Origin of the sequence: Pseudomonas sp. RC4D1 (genome assembly GCF_018390395.1) — a bacterium.
Lineage (GTDB): Bacteria > Pseudomonadota > Gammaproteobacteria > Pseudomonadales > Pseudomonadaceae > Aquipseudomonas > Aquipseudomonas danubii.
Genome location: NZ_JAHBAW010000002.1, coordinates 1332749 through 1348700 on the forward strand (window position 1 = coordinate 1332749; position 15952 = coordinate 1348700).

Annotated in this window: 18 protein-coding genes; 3 read left to right on the forward strand and 15 right to left on the reverse strand. The window is 61.3% G+C overall.

Annotation, left to right across the window (positions count from 1 at the left end):
* Window positions 1-8 precede the first annotated feature (8 nt).
* Both KHO49_RS21630 and KHO49_RS21635 read right to left on the reverse strand, forming a co-directional pair.
* Window positions 9-1376: a DNA recombination protein RmuC gene (locus KHO49_RS21630; RefSeq protein WP_170001972.1), complete on the reverse strand. Its 1368-nt coding sequence runs from the start codon at window positions 1374-1376 to the stop codon at window positions 9-11.
* A 176-nt stretch (window positions 1377-1552) separates the two neighbouring features.
* The gene (locus tag KHO49_RS21635) at window positions 1553-1876 is read right to left on the reverse strand and encodes an SEL1-like repeat protein (RefSeq protein WP_102880537.1); all 324 of its coding nucleotides are present in this window, start codon (window positions 1874-1876) and stop codon (window positions 1553-1555) included.
* A gap of 880 nt (window positions 1877-2756) precedes the next feature.
* On the opposite strand from KHO49_RS21635, the gene KHO49_RS21640 reads away from it, so the two are divergent.
* From KHO49_RS21640 to KHO49_RS21650, 3 genes are all read left to right on the forward strand, one after another.
* Window positions 2757-2981, forward strand: coding sequence for a hypothetical protein (locus KHO49_RS21640; protein ID WP_025127035.1), 225 nt, complete (start codon window positions 2757-2759; stop codon window positions 2979-2981).
* Between the two features lie 272 nt (window positions 2982-3253).
* Complete coding sequence (locus KHO49_RS21645) at window positions 3254-3736, forward strand: hypothetical protein (protein WP_102860764.1); 483 nt, start codon at window positions 3254-3256, stop codon at window positions 3734-3736.
* 144 nt (window positions 3737-3880) lie between these two features.
* On the forward strand, window positions 3881-5167 hold the full coding sequence (locus KHO49_RS21650) for an OmpP1/FadL family transporter (RefSeq protein ID WP_102880539.1): 1287 nt from the start codon (window positions 3881-3883) through the stop codon (window positions 5165-5167).
* Between the two features lie 88 nt (window positions 5168-5255).
* Here KHO49_RS21650 and KHO49_RS21655 read toward each other — a convergent pair whose 3' ends face one another.
* The 13 genes from KHO49_RS21655 to KHO49_RS21710 all read right to left on the reverse strand — a co-directional run bounded on the left by KHO49_RS21655 (window position 5256) and on the right by KHO49_RS21710 (window position 15947).
* Window positions 5256-5807 carry a glutathione peroxidase gene (locus KHO49_RS21655; RefSeq protein ID WP_102860762.1) on the reverse strand — a complete coding sequence of 184 codons (552 nt, stop codon included), beginning with the start codon at window positions 5805-5807 and terminating at the stop codon, window positions 5256-5258.
* 55 nt (window positions 5808-5862) lie between these two features.
* On the reverse strand, window positions 5863-5985 hold the full coding sequence (locus KHO49_RS31300) for a hypothetical protein (RefSeq protein WP_258010341.1): 123 nt from the start codon (window positions 5983-5985) through the stop codon (window positions 5863-5865).
* Window positions 5982-7184 (reverse strand): MFS transporter, encoded by a 1203-nt coding sequence (locus KHO49_RS21660; RefSeq protein WP_123394150.1) that lies wholly within the window; start codon window positions 7182-7184, stop codon window positions 5982-5984. Before KHO49_RS21660 ends, KHO49_RS31300 begins: the two co-directional genes overlap by 4 nt.
* A gap of 52 nt (window positions 7185-7236) precedes the next feature.
* The gene (locus tag KHO49_RS21665; RefSeq protein WP_102880542.1) at window positions 7237-7641 is read right to left on the reverse strand and encodes a MarR family winged helix-turn-helix transcriptional regulator; all 405 of its coding nucleotides are present in this window, start codon (window positions 7639-7641) and stop codon (window positions 7237-7239) included.
* 70 nt (window positions 7642-7711) lie between these two features.
* A complete protein-coding gene (locus tag KHO49_RS21670; protein ID WP_213665807.1) occupies window positions 7712-8443 on the reverse strand; it encodes an adenosylcobinamide-GDP ribazoletransferase in 732 nt (243 codons plus the stop codon).
* A gap of 1 nt (window position 8444) precedes the next feature.
* The gene (locus KHO49_RS21675) at window positions 8445-9020 is read right to left on the reverse strand and encodes a histidine phosphatase family protein (protein WP_102880544.1); all 576 of its coding nucleotides are present in this window, start codon (window positions 9018-9020) and stop codon (window positions 8445-8447) included.
* Entirely contained in the window at window positions 9017-10072 is a 1056-nt protein-coding gene (cobT, locus tag KHO49_RS21680) for a nicotinate-nucleotide--dimethylbenzimidazole phosphoribosyltransferase (RefSeq protein WP_213665808.1), read from the reverse strand. The genes KHO49_RS21675 and cobT overlap by 4 nt, the downstream gene beginning before the upstream one ends.
* On the reverse strand, window positions 10069-10590 hold the full coding sequence (cobU, locus tag KHO49_RS21685) for a bifunctional adenosylcobinamide kinase/adenosylcobinamide-phosphate guanylyltransferase (protein ID WP_102880546.1): 522 nt from the start codon (window positions 10588-10590) through the stop codon (window positions 10069-10071). Before cobU ends, cobT begins: the two co-directional genes overlap by 4 nt.
* Window positions 10591-10625: 35 nt before the next feature.
* Window positions 10626-12077 (reverse strand): cobyric acid synthase, encoded by a 1452-nt coding sequence (locus tag KHO49_RS21690; protein WP_110594690.1) that lies wholly within the window; start codon window positions 12075-12077, stop codon window positions 10626-10628.
* Window positions 12074-13066 carry a threonine-phosphate decarboxylase CobD gene (gene cobD / locus KHO49_RS21695; protein ID WP_213665809.1) on the reverse strand — a complete coding sequence of 331 codons (993 nt, stop codon included), beginning with the start codon at window positions 13064-13066 and terminating at the stop codon, window positions 12074-12076. Before cobD ends, KHO49_RS21690 begins: the two co-directional genes overlap by 4 nt.
* Window positions 13059-13967 carry an adenosylcobinamide-phosphate synthase CbiB gene (gene cbiB, locus KHO49_RS21700; protein WP_110594693.1) on the reverse strand — a complete coding sequence of 303 codons (909 nt, stop codon included), beginning with the start codon at window positions 13965-13967 and terminating at the stop codon, window positions 13059-13061. The genes cobD and cbiB overlap by 8 nt, the downstream gene beginning before the upstream one ends.
* Window positions 13964-14614 (reverse strand): 5,6-dimethylbenzimidazole synthase, encoded by a 651-nt coding sequence (bluB, locus tag KHO49_RS21705; RefSeq protein ID WP_213665810.1) that lies wholly within the window; start codon window positions 14612-14614, stop codon window positions 13964-13966. The genes cbiB and bluB overlap by 4 nt, the downstream gene beginning before the upstream one ends.
* A complete protein-coding gene (locus KHO49_RS21710; protein ID WP_102880551.1) occupies window positions 14607-15947 on the reverse strand; it encodes a cobyrinic acid a,c-diamide synthase CobB in 1341 nt (446 codons plus the stop codon). Before KHO49_RS21710 ends, bluB begins: the two co-directional genes overlap by 8 nt.
* Window positions 15948-15952 lie beyond the last annotated feature (5 nt).

Genomic DNA, 15952 nt, shown 5'->3' on the forward strand with positions numbered 1-15952 from the left:
GTGCCGGGCTACTCCGGCAACTCCAACTCTCGCCCGTCGGCATCGGTCATGGCCCGCTCCAGCAAATCTGCCGGCAAACTCTTGCTGGCCCGGGCCCCCAGCAACTTGAGCTGCTCACTGCGGCTGACCAGATTGCCCCGACCTTCGGTGAGCTTGTTGCGCGCGGCGGCATATGCCTTGTCCAGTTGCTGCAAGCGGTTGCCGACTTCATCCAGATCCTGGATAAACAGCACGAACTTGTCATAGAGCCAGCCCGCCCGTTCGGCGATTTCCCGGGCATTCTGACTCTGGCGCTCCTGCTTCCACAGGCTGTCGATTACCCGCAAAGTAGCGAGCAAGGTGGTTGGGCTGACAATGACGATATGCCGGTCGAACGCTTCCTGAAACAGGTTGGGCTCGGCTTGCAGGGCTGCCGAGAATGCGGCTTCGATGGGCACGAACAGCAGTACGAAGTCGAGGCTGTGCAAACCTTCCAGACGTTTGTAATCCTTGCCGGCCAAGCCTTTGACGTGATTGCGCAGGGACAGCACATGTTGCTTCAGGGCCGCCTGGGCAATCTGTGGATCGTCGCTGCCGACATACTGCTGGTAGGCCGTGAGGCTGACCTTGGAGTCCACCACCACCTGCTTGTCACCCGGCAGCATGATCAGAACATCGGGCTGGAAGCGCTCACCGTCCGGCCCTTTGAGGCTGACCTGGGTCTGGTATTCGCGTCCCTTCTCCAGGCCTGCGTGCTCCAGCACCCGCTCAAGAATCAGCTCCCCCCAATTGCCCTGGGTCTTCTGCCCCTTGAGGGCGCGGGTCAGGTTAGTGGCTTCATCACTCAAGCGCAGATTCAGTTGCTGCAAACGCTCCAGCTCCTTGGCCAGGGAAAAACGCTCGCGGGCCTCGGCCTGATAACTCTCTTCGACCCTTTTTTCGAACGACTGGATGCGTTCCTTGAGCGGGTCCAGCAACTGCCCAAGTCGCTGCTGGCTGGTCTCGGCGAAACGCTGTTCGCGCTCATCGAAGATCTTGCCCGCCAGCTCGGCGAACTGGGCCCGAAGCTCGTCCCTGGACCCTTGCAGATCGGTAAGGCGCTGCTGGTGGCTTTCCTGCTGCTCTCGTAGCTCAGCCTGTAACGAGGCAGCCTGGGCATCCAGACGTCGCAACTCGTTCTCTTTGGCAGCACGCTCCAGGTTCCAGGCGTGAGCAGCGTCACGGGCGTTGTCCCGTTCAATCTGCAGCAACTCGACCTCTCGACGCACAGCCGCCAGGTCCGCCTGCTTCAAAGCATTGGCCTGACTCAGGTCACTGACTTCATCACGACTGGCATCCAGCTGTGCCATGAGTCCTTCCTGGGCCAATAGGGCCGTAGCCAGACGCTCTTCCAGCAGTGATAGCTCGGACTGGCTGGAACTGGCGCGACGCTGCAGTTGCCAGGCCAGCACCAGTAACGGCAGCGCCGCTCCCGCCAGGCCGAGCAGCAGGCTGGTCAAGTCCATAGCCATAGCAATTCCTGTCAGCGAAATAAGGAACGAAGGTTAACCAAGCCACCGGGCGTTGGACAGCCTCAGTCTTCGATACGGCCCAGCTCCAGTTGAGCACGACGGTCACCGGCGCGGGCTGCCTGGCGCAACAGGTCGTGACCGATACGGCGGTCCCGGGCGTTGCCACACTCGCGGCACATCAACTGACCCAGGCGACTTTGCGCCGCGACCACGCCTTCCCGGGCCGGCTGCTTGAGTAAACGTCCGGCAAAGTGCTTGACGTTAGGGTTGTGTCCCAGGCGCGGGCTGTCCAGCAACCACAGAGCCACACGCAAGGAGAAACGCTTGGGTTCGGTAACACTGTCAGGGAGGGCGGTAACAGAAGGTGATACTGAGCGAAACTTCATAAAGCACTGTGGGGCAGATCGGAAGGCGCGCCACTCTACTCCTTTTTTCGCTCGGGTAAAGTCAAAAAAGAGCCAGCACGCCCGTCCTAGAGCAAGCGCTTGGGACAATCCACAGAAGCTGTGGATAAGTCAGTGGACAACCCCTCTACAACCCTCTCAAAGCCCCATGAGACGGGCTCTGCAGTCAAACTGACGATTTTTTCACCAGTAAAAAAAGACGATGTTTATCATTGACTTAAATTCTCGAGACAGGCTATGGAGCAAGCCTTGGGGAAGGTGACAACCCGGTGACATGTGGCACAACAAGTGTGCACAACTGGACGGAAATTGACGTCGGCAATGCACCACTTTCGTACACCCCGCCGTGTCGGAGGTGACACAATCGTCACCCCGTGACGTCGTTGCCCAAGGAACATTTTTCCTAGCACACTTGCATTCCCACCTTCAACCCGATAGACTCCGCCCCGTTAGTACCAAGCTGAAAGTCAATTCTGGTCGAACAAGTCCCGCCGACACCTCTCCTAACGAGAACAACGTCGAACATCAAGGACCGACCACCTCGCTGGTTTCCAGGTAATTCTCAAACTGACACAGCCCTTGAAACGAAATCAAAGGCCGTGCCCAAGTTACTTACTCTGACCGAACCAACCTGCAAATTGATCAGGATCTCCACCCTGGGCCCAGAACCTTTGCCCTTGCTGTGTTGCCTGCCCTCCTAAGTACCTACCTGCCAGCCCCTAGCGCAACCTTATTAAAGCGCTGCAACTGGCTGCTTTGTTCCAGTCGGGTTCTTCGTCTGACCAATAGTGGTCGACGTTACTGGAACGTTTTAACGTTGCACGGTTCTTAACCGTGTCATTTGTAGGAACACCTAATAATTATGTCTACTCAAATCCAGACTCAGGATGCCATTCGCACCCTAACCCACGCTTTTGCGCCGTTGAACTGCCTGATCATGGCCACGCGCAAAGGCTGCTTCAGCTTCACCCTGGTCAATGAACACGGCATCGCCCGTCACAGCGAACGCCTGTATCCCGATCAATACTCCAGCGCCGAACCGCTGCAGGCAGTGATCGAGCGTACACGCCAGGCCTTGGTGGCCTGATACGCCAGAGTGCTGAAAACCCAAGAGCCTCGCCTGATCGCGGGGCTTTTTATTGCCTGTGATTTACCAATCCACTCCTCCAACCAAAGTACCAATAGGTATAAGGCTTATAACAAGAGCTCGGAAATGTTTTAAAAACAGGCCTTTACAACATAGATATGACACTACACTTCAAGTCAGGCGGCCCGCGCCGCTTCCGGCAAACCTGATCCTTTCATTGCTGCCAAGCACCTTCGGGTTTCGCCGGCCACCTCCCCCCCCTCGAGGGCATTATGGGTATCGCCGCCAGCGAGTTGTGCCGCTATGTCATTCGCCCGACGCTGATGTACCTGGGCAGTCATAGCAAAACCGCTGAAGCCTTGTTGCTGGGCATTGCCGCCAGTCAGTCGGCGCTGGGCTCGGCGCTGCACGATCGCCGCGGCCACGGCCTGTACCGCATCACTGAAGTGCGCCACCAGGACCTCTGGGATCACTACCTGGCGCTGGACCCGGAACGGGCCAGCCTGGTGAGAGGACTGGCCAGCCAACATGCGTTCCTCGCCGGACCGCACCTGGAACTGACCGTCAATCTGCGTTATGCCACCGCCATCGCCTGGTTGCTGGTGGAACAACAGCACACTCCACTCCCCGCAGCCGACGATCTGCTCGGCATGGCCCGTATCTGGAGGAAGACCTTTCAACCACAAGGACGTTTGAGAGATTTCGCCTGCGCCTGGCAAACCTGCGTTTCACCGTTGAGCCAGCTCGCCTGCTGACACCGACCTTCACAAAATCGGAGAAAAACCCCGATTCTGGTCGGATTGTCCTACAAAACCGCTCTAAATCAACTGTTACAGCCTATAGCGCCGTAGCCGAAATGTTGGTAGTTTTCGCCTCGGTGATCACCAGGAGTTCTAATAATGAAAAAATTCATGCTCAAATCCACCATCAGTCTCGCGGTTGCACTTGCCTCTACCCAACTCTTCGCCAGCGGTTTTGCTCTTAACGAACAAAGCATCAGCGGCATGGGTACTGGCTTTGCTGGCCGCTCTTCCGCTGCCGATGATGCAAGTACTGTATTTGGTAACCCTGCCGGTATGTCGCGCCTGAAACGCCAGCAAGTCACTGGCGGTATGGCGGCTATCGATGCGTCCACCGACCTCAGGAACACCAGTGGCAGCCGCCAGGGCACCAACAAGGGCGATATGGTGCCCTTAACTGCCGTGCCTATGGGCTTCTACGTCAAACCAATCGATGACCAATGGGCGTTCGGCCTGGGGGTCTATGCTCCATTTGGTTTGGTCACCGACTATGAAAGCAGCTTCCAGGGACGTAACTTCGGCAGCAAAAGCGAAGTCAAGGTCGTAACGTTCCAGCCAACCGTAAGCTACGCCTTCAACGATAAGGTTTCGATCGGTTTTGGCCCGACCATCAACCGTATTTCCGGTGTATTGGAATCAGCCTTGACTACCCCTTTTTCGCCCAATGACGGCAAAGTCAAAATCAAGGGTGACGACGTTGGTTATGGCTACAACATCGGCGTGCTGGTCCAGGCTACCGACACCACCCGCGTGGGCCTGACCTACCACTCGAAAGTGAAATACAAACTGGAAGGCCACACTGATGTCACCGCCGGTGCCGGCACCAACCCAGGCATCCTGAAAAGCAACCGCTACGACGCCTCCCTGAAAATCGACACTCCAGAGTCCTACGACCTCTCGGTCACCCAGGAACTGAACGATGCCTGGAAACTCTATGCCGGTGCCACCTGGACCCGCTGGAGCCGCCTGAAAGACATCACCGTCAACAACGAGGGTGTCACCGCTGCAACAGGTGGCGCACTGGCCCCGACGCTGAAACTGGGCAGCATCCAGGAAGAGCAGAACTGGCATGACACCTGGGCTTACGCCATCGGTACGTCCTACCAGTTGAACAAACAGTGGGTCTTGCGTACTGGCCTGACCTTTGACCAGGCGCCAACCAACAACACTGACCGTTCACCACGCATTCCTACCGGCGACCGGACCATCTTCAGCCTGGGTGCCGGCTGGAGCCCAACCGAAGACCTGACCATCGACGTTGCCTACTCCTACCTCAAGGAAGAGAAAGTCAACGTCAACCGCAGCAATGCCCTTGGCCAGACTTACAACGCCCAGTACGACAACAGCGCGAACGGTTTCGGCGTAGGTGCAACCTACCGCTTCTAAATCGTTAAGAGGCCTGTGCCTCTAGAACCGAAAGAAAAAGCCCCGCTTCTCAAGAGGCGGGGCTTTTTCATGTGCTGATCTGCAAAACTCAGGATTTGGATGCCAATGCCTTCTCCACCGCCTCAATGAACTCCGGGTTATCCGGCTTGGTCAGGCTGGAAAAGCTGGCAATCACATTGCCCTGGCGATCCACCACGTACTTGTAGAAATTCCACTTCGGCGCATTGCTCTGCTGCGCCAGGACCTTGAACAGATGCACCGCATCTGCCCCTCGAACCTTTTGCGGCTCGGTCATGGTGAACGTCACGCCGTAGTTGACGTAACAGACCTTGGCAGTCTCAGCGCCATCCTTGGACTCCTGCTTGAAGTCATTGGACGGAACACCCACCACTTCCAACCCCTGTTCCTTGTAACGCTGATACAGCGCCTCAAGGCCTTTGAATTGCGGAGCAAACCCACAGAAGCTCGCGGTATTGACCACCACCAGTGGCTTGCCGGCAAAGCGCTGGCACAGATCGATGGATTCCTTGGCGTGCAACTTGGGTACAGACCCCTGCAGTAACGCCGGACAATCCGCCGCCCAGACCGAACCTGCAAACAATGTGAGTAATGCCGGAACCACAAACCAGCGCTTAGCCATGTTCAGCGTCCTTCAATAGTCGTCGGATATCGACGTTACTCGCCCCTCTGACCACCTAGCAAGCACCCATGCCCAACTGCATCAGCGCCAGCCCGCCGCGATGCCATCCCCACCAGGCCAGCCACAACAGCACAATGCCGACGCCCAGGCCGGCACTCCAACCCAGCCATGACTTCACGCTGCACTCGCCTGCAAGCGCGCCACCGGCCGCTCGCGCACCGGCCAATTGAGAGCCGCGGCCAACAGACTGAGAAGAATCGCCACCTGCCAGATCAAGTCATAACTCCCGGTACGGTCATACACCACGCCCCCCAGCCAACCGCCAAGGAACGAGCCCAACTGGTGGAACAGGAACACAATGCCGCCAAGCATGGACAGGTTCCTGACCCCGAACAAGGTCGCGACCGTGCCGTTGGTCAAGGGCACGGTGGACAGCCAGAGAAAGCCCATGGCCATGCCGAACAGGTAGGCGCTGGTCTGGGTCACCGGCAGCCACAGGAACAGGCCGATCACCACCGCACGCAACAGGTACAGACCGGTCAACAGCCGTGGCTTGGACATCCGCCCGCCCAACCAGCCCGCTGTGTAAGTGCCAAAGATGTTGAATAAGCCGATCAGCGCCAGCACCGTGGTTCCGACTGTCGCCGGTAGATGCTGATCCACCAGATAGGCCGGCAGATGCACGCCGATGAACACCACCTGGAAACCACAGACAAAGAAGCCGAACGCCAGCAACCAGAACCCCGAGTGAGAACAGGCTTCACGCAGGGCCTCGCCCAGGCTCTGTTCATGCCCCAGCACCGGCAGCGGCTTGTCCTTGAGCATGCTGACCAGCGGCACGATCAGCGCCACCAGCAGGCCCAGCACCAGCAATGCCGTCGACCAGCCCAGCCAGCCGATCAGCCCCAAGGTTCCCGGGAGCATGGCGAATTGGCCGAAGGAGCCTGCGGCACTGGCGATCCCCATGCCCATGCTGCGCTTTTCCGGCGGCAAGGCACGACCGACCACCCCGAGAATCACCGAGAAGGAAGTTCCGGACAAACCGATGCCAATCAGCAACCCGGCACTCAGGGACAGGCTCAGCGCCGAATCCGAAAGCCCCATGAACACCAGCCCGACCGCGTACAACACGCCACCGACCAGCACCACCTTGGCCGCACCAAAACGGTCGGCCAGGGCCCCGGTAAACGGCTGTGCCAGGCCCCAGATCAGGTTCTGCAAGGCAATGGCAAAGGCGAAGACTTCACGGCCCCAGCCGAACTGCGCGCTCATGGGTGGCAGAAACAGGCCGAAACCATGCCTAACCCCCAGCGACAGCGCCAGGATCAATGCGCTGCCGAGAAGTACCCAGCCGCAGGTGCGCCACATCGATGACATTTTTATTCTCCAGTTGCGGGTATATACCCGCTTATAGTCGAACGAAGCGCCTTCAGGCGAGTTCGTTCAGCAAGGCCAACAAGGTTTCACGCTTCTCCACCCCAAGCCGATCGATCAGCCGCTGCTGGGCTGCTTCCCAGGCCGGCAAGGCTGCCACCAAGCGCTCATGCCCCGCCTCGGTCAGTTGCACCAGGCGGTTGCGCTGGTCGTCACCTTCCATCAGCCGGACCAGGCCCGCAGCCTCCAGGACCCGCACATTACGCCCCAGCGTACTGCGGTCCAGGCCCATGGCGTCCGCCAGGCTGGAAATGCTCGGCTGATCGAGACGCAGCAGATTGTTCAGCAAAGAATACTGGGCAACGTTAATCCCGAAGCCGTCGAGGGCGCCGTCGTAATACCTGCTGACGCCACGAGCGGCACGACGCAGGTTGGTGCACAAACATTGAGAGGGAAGCATGATGCGTGTATATACCCGCTATTAATCCAAGGCAAGAAATTTCAGAAAAAGCAGCTACTGCAGACCTTGCTCAAAGAAGCACCATCACCAGCAATACCGCCGTCTCCAGCAACTCCAGCAGAGCCCCCGCCGTATCGCCGGTAGTGCCGCCCAAGCGCCGAATCATCAACTGGCGCAACCAGAAGAACAGCAACACCGCCAGCAGCACCACCCAGAGTCCGCTGTAGCCTCCCAGCAGCAAACAGGCCAGGACACTCAAGCCCAGCACCTGTCGCCCTGCCAGTGGTGGCAGATGATCGGCCAGCGCCTGACCCAGGCCACCCGCACGCACATATGGCGTACAGAGGAACAATCCCAGCAATGAGGCACGCCCAATCAGAGGTGCCAGCAACAAGGCAACGCCCTGCTGCTGTTCGATCAGCGCTACCAGTGCAGCGAACTTGAGTAACAGCACCAGCACCAACGTCACCACAGCGATGGGCCCGCTCCGGGGGTCTTTCATGATGCTCAAGGTGAGCTCTCGATCACCGAAGCCCCCCAGCCAGGCATCGGCACTGTCTGCCAAACCATCCAGGTGCAATCCCCCGCTGAGCAAGACCCAGGCGCTCAGCAGCAACGCCGCGTGTAGCAGCAAGGGGGTGCCCGCTAGCACGGCGTCCAGCAACCACAACAGCACACCGAACAACAGCCCCACCAGCGGATAGAACAGCAATGAGCGCCCCAGCTCTTCAGGCTGAGGCATGCCCGGCAGGCGAATGGGCAGGCTGCTGAGAAACTGCAGGGCAATCCAGAATGGCAGCATCTCAGCCCTCCTCGCTCAATTGCCCCGTAGAGGCGACTTTCAAGCTGAACAAGGCACCGTGGCTGACTTCCACATTCAGCAACTGCTCCCGAGGCAGCCCCCGCGCCCGGGCCAGCAACAGGCGCATCACCCCACCATGACTGATCAACAGCACCCGCTGCCCGGCACAGTCCCGGTACAAGCCCTCGATCGCCCCCAACACCCGCTGGGAAAAGTCCGCCACGGGCTCTCCCTGGGGCGGAGTAAAGCTATAGGGATCGGCCCAGAATCGGCCCAGGTCATCGGCATTGGTTTCCATCAGCGCCGCTGCGCTCTGCCCCTCCCAGGCCCCAAAATGCAACTCCTGCACATCAGGCTGCAGCAGCAGGGGCAACTGCAACTGCGCAGCCAGTTGCTCGGCAAAACGCGAGCACCGCTGCAAGGGTGAACTGACGATCAGATCCCAACGCCCGCGCCCCTGAACCCCGTCACGCATCTGTTGCCAGCCCCGCTCTGTCAGGGCGTCGTCCAGACTGCCACGCAAACCACCGCCCAGTTCGGTTTCACCGTGGCGCAACAGGTCCAGATACAGGGTCATGCCGGGCGGTCCGCCACGGCCGCCTCAGCGAAGGTCGCCATCTGCCCGTGCAGATCACAGGCCAGGCGCAGCAATGGCACCGCCAGCGCAGCACCGCTGCCCTCTCCCAGACGCAAGCCCAGATCCAGCAACGGGTCGGCTTGCAGAGCGCCCAGCACATGCCGGTGCCCGGGCTCGGCCCCTTGATGCGCAAACAACAACCATGGACGGCACGCCGGATTCAGGCGCACCGCCACCAGGGCCGCGACACTGCAGATAAACCCGTCAACCAGTACTGCGATTCCTTCCTGAGCGCAGGCCAGATAGGCCCCCACCAACGCAGCCACTTCAAAACCACCGAGATTGAACAGCGTCTGCAAGGCATCGTCGCGGGACCGCGCATGCAGGGCCAAGGCCCGCTCGATGACCTGGGCCTTGTGATTGACCCCTTCGGCATTCAAGCCGGTGCCCGGTCCGGCCAACTGCGCCACCGGAATGTCCAGCAAGGCACAGGCAATGGCACTGGCGGCAGTGGTGTTGCCAATGCCCATCTCACCGCCGATAAACAGTTGGGCACCCTCGGCTCGGGCGCGCAACGCACTGTCGCGGCCTGCTTGCAGGGCCAGCTCACCCTGAGCCGGGGTCATGGCCGGCCCCTGGACAAAGTTCTGCGTACCAGCACCCAGGTTAAGGTGGCGCACACCCGGCAGGCTCAACCCGGATGACACTGTCCCCAGGTCTACCACCTCCAGTTGTGCCCCCAGTTGCCGTGCCAGCACGCTGATAGCTGCGCCGCCGCTGACAAAGTTCAGCAGCATCTGCCCAGTCACTTCCTGCGGGTAGGCGGATACGCCCTCGGCGACCACCCCGTGATCCCCGGCGAAAATCGAAATCCATAACCGCTCAAGGCCTGGCTTGAGCTGACCTTGCAAACCGGCCAGACGTACCGCCAAGGGCTCCAGTTGGCCAAGGGACCCAGCCGGCTTGGTCAATTGCTGTTGACGCGCCAGGGCTTGCTCAACCATCCGCGCATCGACCGCCTTGCACGGGTTCAGCCACCAGGAGTTACTCATAACGCAGTTCCTTTCAAAGTCAGGGGCAGGCCGGCCACCGTCAGCACCACACGCTGACAACGTTCGGCCAGGGCTTGATGCAGCCAACCGGCTTCATCCACGTAGCGGCGAGTCAATTCGCCCAGGGGCACGACACCCATTCCAGTTTCGTTGCTGACAAAGATGATCTCCCCCGGCAGCGTCGCCACACACTGCAACAAAGCCTCGCGCTCGAGCACCAGGCGCTGCTCGTCCTCAAGCATCAGCAGATTGGTCAACCACAGGGTCAGGCAATCCACCAGCAGACAACGCCCGGTGCCAGCGGCCTGCTGCAGCACCCGGGCCAGCTCCAGCGGTTCTTCGATCAACCCCCAATGGGACGGGCGGCGCTGACGATGATGGGCAATACGTTGATTCATCTCGCCATCCAGAGGCTGGCTGGTGGCGATGTAGGTCACCTCAAGGGCGCTGTCGGTGGCCAGTTTTTCCGCCAGGCGACTCTTGCCGGAACGGGCACCGCCGAGAATCAGTTGCAGCATGCTTGAGCACCTTTGAAAAGTGAGTCCACCGCGGCTTACAGGCCACAGAGCTTGAGCAGCGCGGCGGTATCCAGATGACGCTCCACCAGATCCGCCAGACGCTCGATATCGCGTTCGCGCAAGGCGTGATAATCCACCTCCTGCACATCCTGCAGCCCCGCCCAGCGCAACAGCGCACCACAGGCTGCCGGAGTCTCGAACAGACCATGCAGATAGGTGCCGAGGATCTGCCCATCGACGCTGCAAGCGCCATCGCTGCGACCGTCCTCCAACTGCACCGCAGGCTGCTCCAGGGCCGGGCCGCGAGTGACGCCGGCGTGAATTTCATAACCACTGACCGGCGCATTCTCCAGGGTCAGGTTGCCGCTGACGTTACGCAGCTGCTTCTCTGCTTCGAGCACGGTCTCAAAATCCAGCAAGCCCAGGCCCGGGCTGGAGCCCGCCGCGCCCTCCAGACCCAGTGGGTCGTGCAACTGCTTGCCGAGCATCTGCAGACCACCACAGATCCCCAGCAGCTTGCCGCCATAACGCAGGTGCCGGTCGATGGCCCGATCCCAGCCGTTGGCTCGCAGATAGGCCAGATCGCCGCGTACGCTTTTCGAGCCGGGAAGAATGATCAGGTCGGCGGCGGGAATCACCTGCCCGGGGCCGATGAACTGCAAGTCCACCTGAGGATGCAGGCGCAACGGATCGAAATCCGTGTGATTGCTGATGCGCGGCAGCACCGGCACCACCACCTTCAGCACTTGCTCGACCTTGCCGGCCTGGCGCTGGTCGATGCCGTCCTCCGCCTCCAGATGCAGGTCCATGACATAGGGCAGCACGCCAATCACCGGCTTGCCGGTACGGGCCTCCAGCCAGTCCAGGCCCGGCTGCAAAAGCGCCAGGTCGCCACGAAAACGATTGATGATGAAGCCCTTGACCCGCGCCTGCTCGCTGGGCGAAAGCAGCTCCAGAGTCCCCACCAGATGGGCGAACACCCCGCCACGATTGATATCGGCAATCAGCAGCACCGGACAGTCCACCGCTTCGGCAAACCCCATGTTGGCGATGTCGCCAGCCCGTAGATTGATCTCGGCCGGAGAGCCGGCCCCTTCCACCATCACCACGTCATAAGCGCCTCGCAGACGCTCATGAGAAGCCAGAACCGCCTGCATCGCTATGGCCTTGTAGTCGTGATAGGCCACGGCATTCATGGTGGTGACGGCCCGGCCGTGAATGATCACCTGGGAGCCGGTGTCGCTGTTGGGCTTGAGCAGCACCGGGTTCATATCGGTGTGGGGCGCCAGGTTGGCCGCCTGGGCCTGGACCGCCTGGGCCCGTCCGATCTCGCCACCGTCGGCGGTCACCGCACTGTTGAGCGCCATGTTCTGCGGCTTGAACGGCACCACGCTGACGCCCCGGCGCAGCAACCAGCGACACAGCGCGGTCACCAGCGTGCTCTTGCCGGCATCCGAGGTGGTGCCCTGTACCATCAGCGTGCTCATGGATAGTCCTTGCGATAAGCCTGCAGCGCCTGTTCCAGGCGCACCCAATCGGCATCGTCGGCAGGCAGGCCGAAGCGCAGACTGCTGTTGTGGGCGAACAGCCGCAGGAGAATGCCGCGCCGCGCCATGAATTGATAAAGCCGCTCGGCCTCGGCGGTGATCAGCCACTGGAACAGCGCACAGCCGCCCTGAGGCTTGAAGCCGTAGCGCGCAAGAACTTCACTCAAGCGCTCGCTGGCCTCTTCACTGCGCAGACGTTGCCGGGCATGCCCCTCGACATCCCGCAGGCAAGCCTGCCCCAGCACCCGGGTCGGCCCGCTGACCGCCCAAGGGCCAACCTGCTCCGCCAACAGCCTGAGCAACCGGCGCTCGGCCAGGACAAAGCCCAGGCGTACGCCTGCCAGCCCGAAGAACTTGCCGAATGAACGCAGGACAATCAGCCCCACCTGATGGGCATGCCGGGCCAGACTCAGTTGCGGGGTGTTATCCATGAAAGCTTCATCCACCACCAACCAACCACCGCGCTGGGCCAAGCGGGCATGCCAATCCAGCAGGCGCTCGGGCGTGAGGCTCAAACCGGTGGGGTTGTTGGGGTTGACCACCACCAGCACATCGAGGCTGTCGAGAAAGAAATCCACTTCCTGCTCCAGCACTTCACGCACCCGGTAGCCACTGCGCCGCCAGGCCTCGGCGTGTTCGGCATAACAGGGTGACAAGACCCCGACCTTGCCCGCCCGCCGCAGCCGCGGCAGCAATTGGATTGCCGCCTGGGAACCGGCCACCGGCAGCACCTCAGTCGCGCCGTAGTAGGCGCAGGCCGCCTGTTCCAGGCCATCATCGGTTTCCGGCAGACGTGCCCAGGCACGCAGGGGAATGGTCGGCAAGGGAAATGGCCAGGGCGCCAATCCGCTGGACAGATCCAGCCAGGCCTCTTCGGCGATCCCGTGTTCCTGGGCCGCCTTGCGCAACCTTCCGCCGTGCTCAAGCATAGAATTCAGCCCCCAGGCACAAAATCAACAACCACAGCCAGACACCCCGCTGCACCAACTGCCAACCGCGATCGATGGAGTCGGCACTCGCCGGCTCGCCTTCGCCCAGTTGCGGACGCTGGTGCAACTCACCGTGATAAATCGCTGCGCCGCCCAACTCGACCCCCAGGGCGCCCGCTCCAGCCGCCATCACCGGACCGGCATTGGGGCTGTCCCAGGTCGGCCCCTGGCGCCACCAGCATTTGAGCGCCAGGCGGGTCTTGCCCAGCAAGGCATAGGTCAGGGCCACCAGGCGCGCAGGAATATAGTTGAGCAGGTCGTCGATTCGCGCCGCCGCCCAGCCGAAACGCTCAAAACGCTCGTTGCGATAGCCCCACATTGCATCCAGGGTGTTGCTCAGGCGATAGAGCACCACCCCCGGCGCACCGGCCACGGCAAACCAGAACAAGGCGGCGAACACGGCATCGCTGCCGTTTTCCAGCACCGATTCAGTGGCTGCCCGCGCCACTTCGGTGGCGTCCAGTTCACTGGTCTGACGGCTCACCAGAAAACCGACCCGACGCCGGGCTTCATCCAGGTCTTCACTGCGCAAAGCCTGAGCCACCGGCGCAACGTGCTCGCCGAGGCTGCGCAGGCCCAGGGCGCAATACAGTGCAATGATCTCCACCACCCAACCAATGTAGGGCAGCCAGGACAGGGCCGTGGCCAACAGGGTCAAGGGCAGCACCGCCAGTACCCAGGCGGTGACCCCATGACTGCGCCAGCCTCGGCCGGCGGCGTTGAAACGTTGCTCGATACGATCCGCCATACGGCCAAAGGCCACCAGCGGATGCCTGCGCTTGGGTTCGCCCAGCAGCGCATCCAGCGCCACCCCGGCGACACTCAGCAACGCCACACTCATTGACTCACTCCCCAGTAATTCTCATACAGCAACTCACTCAATGGCCGGGGTTGCGCCCACCCCTGCAGCGCCAGCATCGGCGCCGGATAGAACTCGGTAACCGGCCCCAGACACAACACAGCCAAGGGTTTGGCACCGGCGGGCAATCCCAGCAGGTCGGCCAGGGCCTGGGGCTCGAACAGCGAAACCCAGCCCATGCCCAGGCCTTCGCTGCGCGCCGCCAGCCAGAGGTTCTGAATGGCACAGGACAGCGAAGCCAGGTCCATTTCCGGCAGAGTGCGCCGACCAAAGACATGCCGCTCACGCCCATCCATCAACGCCGCCACCAGCACCTCGGCACAGTCATTGATGCCTTCAACCTTGAGTTTCATGAACTCGGCGGAACGCTCTCCCAAGGCCTCGGCAGTGCGCACCCGCTCCTCCTCCACCAACTGCTGGATTCGTCCACGTAACGGGCGATCGCTGATACGGATAAAACGCCAGGGTTGCATCAACCCCACGCTGGGTGCCTGATGCGCCGCCTCCAGCAAACGCCGCAGCAGCTCGGGCGCGACACTGCCACCGGCGAAGTGACGCATATCCCGGCGCTCGGCAATGGCGCGATAAACCGCCTCACGCTCCGCCGTAGAAAAATCCTGCTCACTCACCTACCGCATCCTCTACAGGCGTTGGCTTGCCAGCGCGAGCTGGCACGAACAAAGCCGCCACCGCCGCCGGGTTGGACGGAAAATAAAAGTGCACATAGGAGGCAGTCATCCGCCCATCGCGATACACCGCTTCCGCACCACGGCCACCGTTGGGGCTGATGCCGCGGGCAATCGGCTCGAGTTGCGTGCTGGTCAGGGAATGATGATAGGTGTGACCACGCAAGCTGCCTTCCGGTAACTCCACCGCTTGCAAGGCCAGGGCCGCGAGGCGCTTTTGCATCACGGCATCACCGGGTAGCAGCCCCAAGAGATTGGCACGCTGCCCTTCGACGTCAGTCAGGGAGTCCAGCAAGTACAACATGCCGCCACACTCCGCGAGCAACGGCTTGCCCGCACCATGATGGGCACGAATGGCACCCAGCATCGCGGTGTTTTGCGCCAGTGCCTGGTGGTGCAATTCAGGGTATCCACCGGGCAGATACAGACTGTCCGCCTCCGGCAGCTCAGTGTCATGAATCGGCGAGAAGAAGCTCAACTGCGCGCCCATGGCCCGCAACAGATCCAGGCTGGCACCGTAGGTAAAGGCAAACGCCTCATCCCGCGCCACAGCGATTCGCACACCCGCAAGCAAAGGCTCGCAGGGCACCGGCGTTGGTGCGGCAAAGCTCACTGCCGGCGGCAGCGCCACTTGGCAACTGCCGGCCAGGGCTTCAGCGGCAGCATCAAGACGCAGGTCCAGATCATTCAGCTCGCTGGCCTGTACCAGCCCCAAGTGGCGGCTGGGCAACTCGATGTCAGTCTCCCGGGACAAGGCACCGTACCAGCGCAATCCCTCGGTGAGGCTTCCTTCGAGCAACTGCGCGTGACGCAAGGTGCCTACCCGATTGGCCAGCACCCCGGCGAACGGCAGGTCCGGCTGATAGCGGGCCAGTCCCAGGGCCAGCGCACCAAAGGTCTGGGCCATGGCGGTACCATCGATCACCCCCAGCACCGGGACGCCGAAATGCCGCGCCAGATCGGCACTGGAGGGCGTGCCATCGAACAGCCCCATGACCCCTTCGATCAGGATCAGGTCTGCTTCGCCCGCAGCCTCCCACAGCAAGCGACGGCTTTCCTGCTCCCCGACCATCCACATATCCAGCTGGTACACCGGAGCACCGCTGGCTCGCTCAAGAATCATTGGGTCGAGAAAATCCGGACCGCACTTGAATACCCGCACCTTGCGCCCCTGGTTGCGGTGCAGGCGGGCCAGTGCCGCGGTCACGGTGGTCTTGCCCTGGCCAGAAGCCGGTGCGGCGATCAATACCGCCGGGCAATGACGAACATCGGTCATGAATT

Bases quoted from the DNA above. Each gene is read 5' to 3' on its own strand.
- cobD (WP_213665809.1), bottom strand. From the start codon at position 13,066: ATGCTTGAGCACGGCGGAAGGTTGCGCAAGGCGGCCCAGGAACACGGG.
- KHO49_RS21665 (WP_102880542.1), bottom strand. From the start codon at position 7,641: ATGCTTCCCTCTCAATGTTTGTGCACCAACCTGCGTCGTGCCGCTCGT.
- cobT (WP_213665808.1), bottom strand. From the start codon at position 10,072: ATGAGTAACTCCTGGTGGCTGAACCCGTGCAAGGCGGTCGATGCGCGG.
- KHO49_RS21635 (WP_102880537.1), bottom strand. From the start codon at position 1,876: ATGAAGTTTCGCTCAGTATCACCTTCTGTTACCGCCCTCCCTGACAGT.
- KHO49_RS21660 (WP_123394150.1), bottom strand. From the start codon at position 7,184: ATGTCATCGATGTGGCGCACCTGCGGCTGGGTACTTCTCGGCAGCGCA.
- KHO49_RS21645 (WP_102860764.1), top strand. From the start codon at position 3,254: ATGGGTATCGCCGCCAGCGAGTTGTGCCGCTATGTCATTCGCCCGACG.
- KHO49_RS21640 (WP_025127035.1), top strand. From the start codon at position 2,757: ATGTCTACTCAAATCCAGACTCAGGATGCCATTCGCACCCTAACCCAC.
- KHO49_RS21655 (WP_102860762.1), bottom strand. From the start codon at position 5,807: ATGGCTAAGCGCTGGTTTGTGGTTCCGGCATTACTCACATTGTTTGCA.
- cobU (WP_102880546.1), bottom strand. From the start codon at position 10,590: ATGCTGCAACTGATTCTCGGCGGTGCCCGTTCCGGCAAGAGTCGCCTG.
- cbiB (WP_110594693.1), bottom strand. From the start codon at position 13,967: ATGAGTGTGGCGTTGCTGAGTGTCGCCGGGGTGGCGCTGGATGCGCTG.
- KHO49_RS21670 (WP_213665807.1), bottom strand. From the start codon at position 8,443: ATGCTGCCATTCTGGATTGCCCTGCAGTTTCTCAGCAGCCTGCCCATT.
- KHO49_RS21650 (WP_102880539.1), top strand. From the start codon at position 3,881: ATGAAAAAATTCATGCTCAAATCCACCATCAGTCTCGCGGTTGCACTT.
- KHO49_RS21690 (WP_110594690.1), bottom strand. From the start codon at position 12,077: ATGAGCACGCTGATGGTACAGGGCACCACCTCGGATGCCGGCAAGAGC.
- KHO49_RS21710 (WP_102880551.1), bottom strand. From the start codon at position 15,947: ATGACCGATGTTCGTCATTGCCCGGCGGTATTGATCGCCGCACCGGCT.
- KHO49_RS21675 (WP_102880544.1), bottom strand. From the start codon at position 9,020: ATGACCCTGTATCTGGACCTGTTGCGCCACGGTGAAACCGAACTGGGC.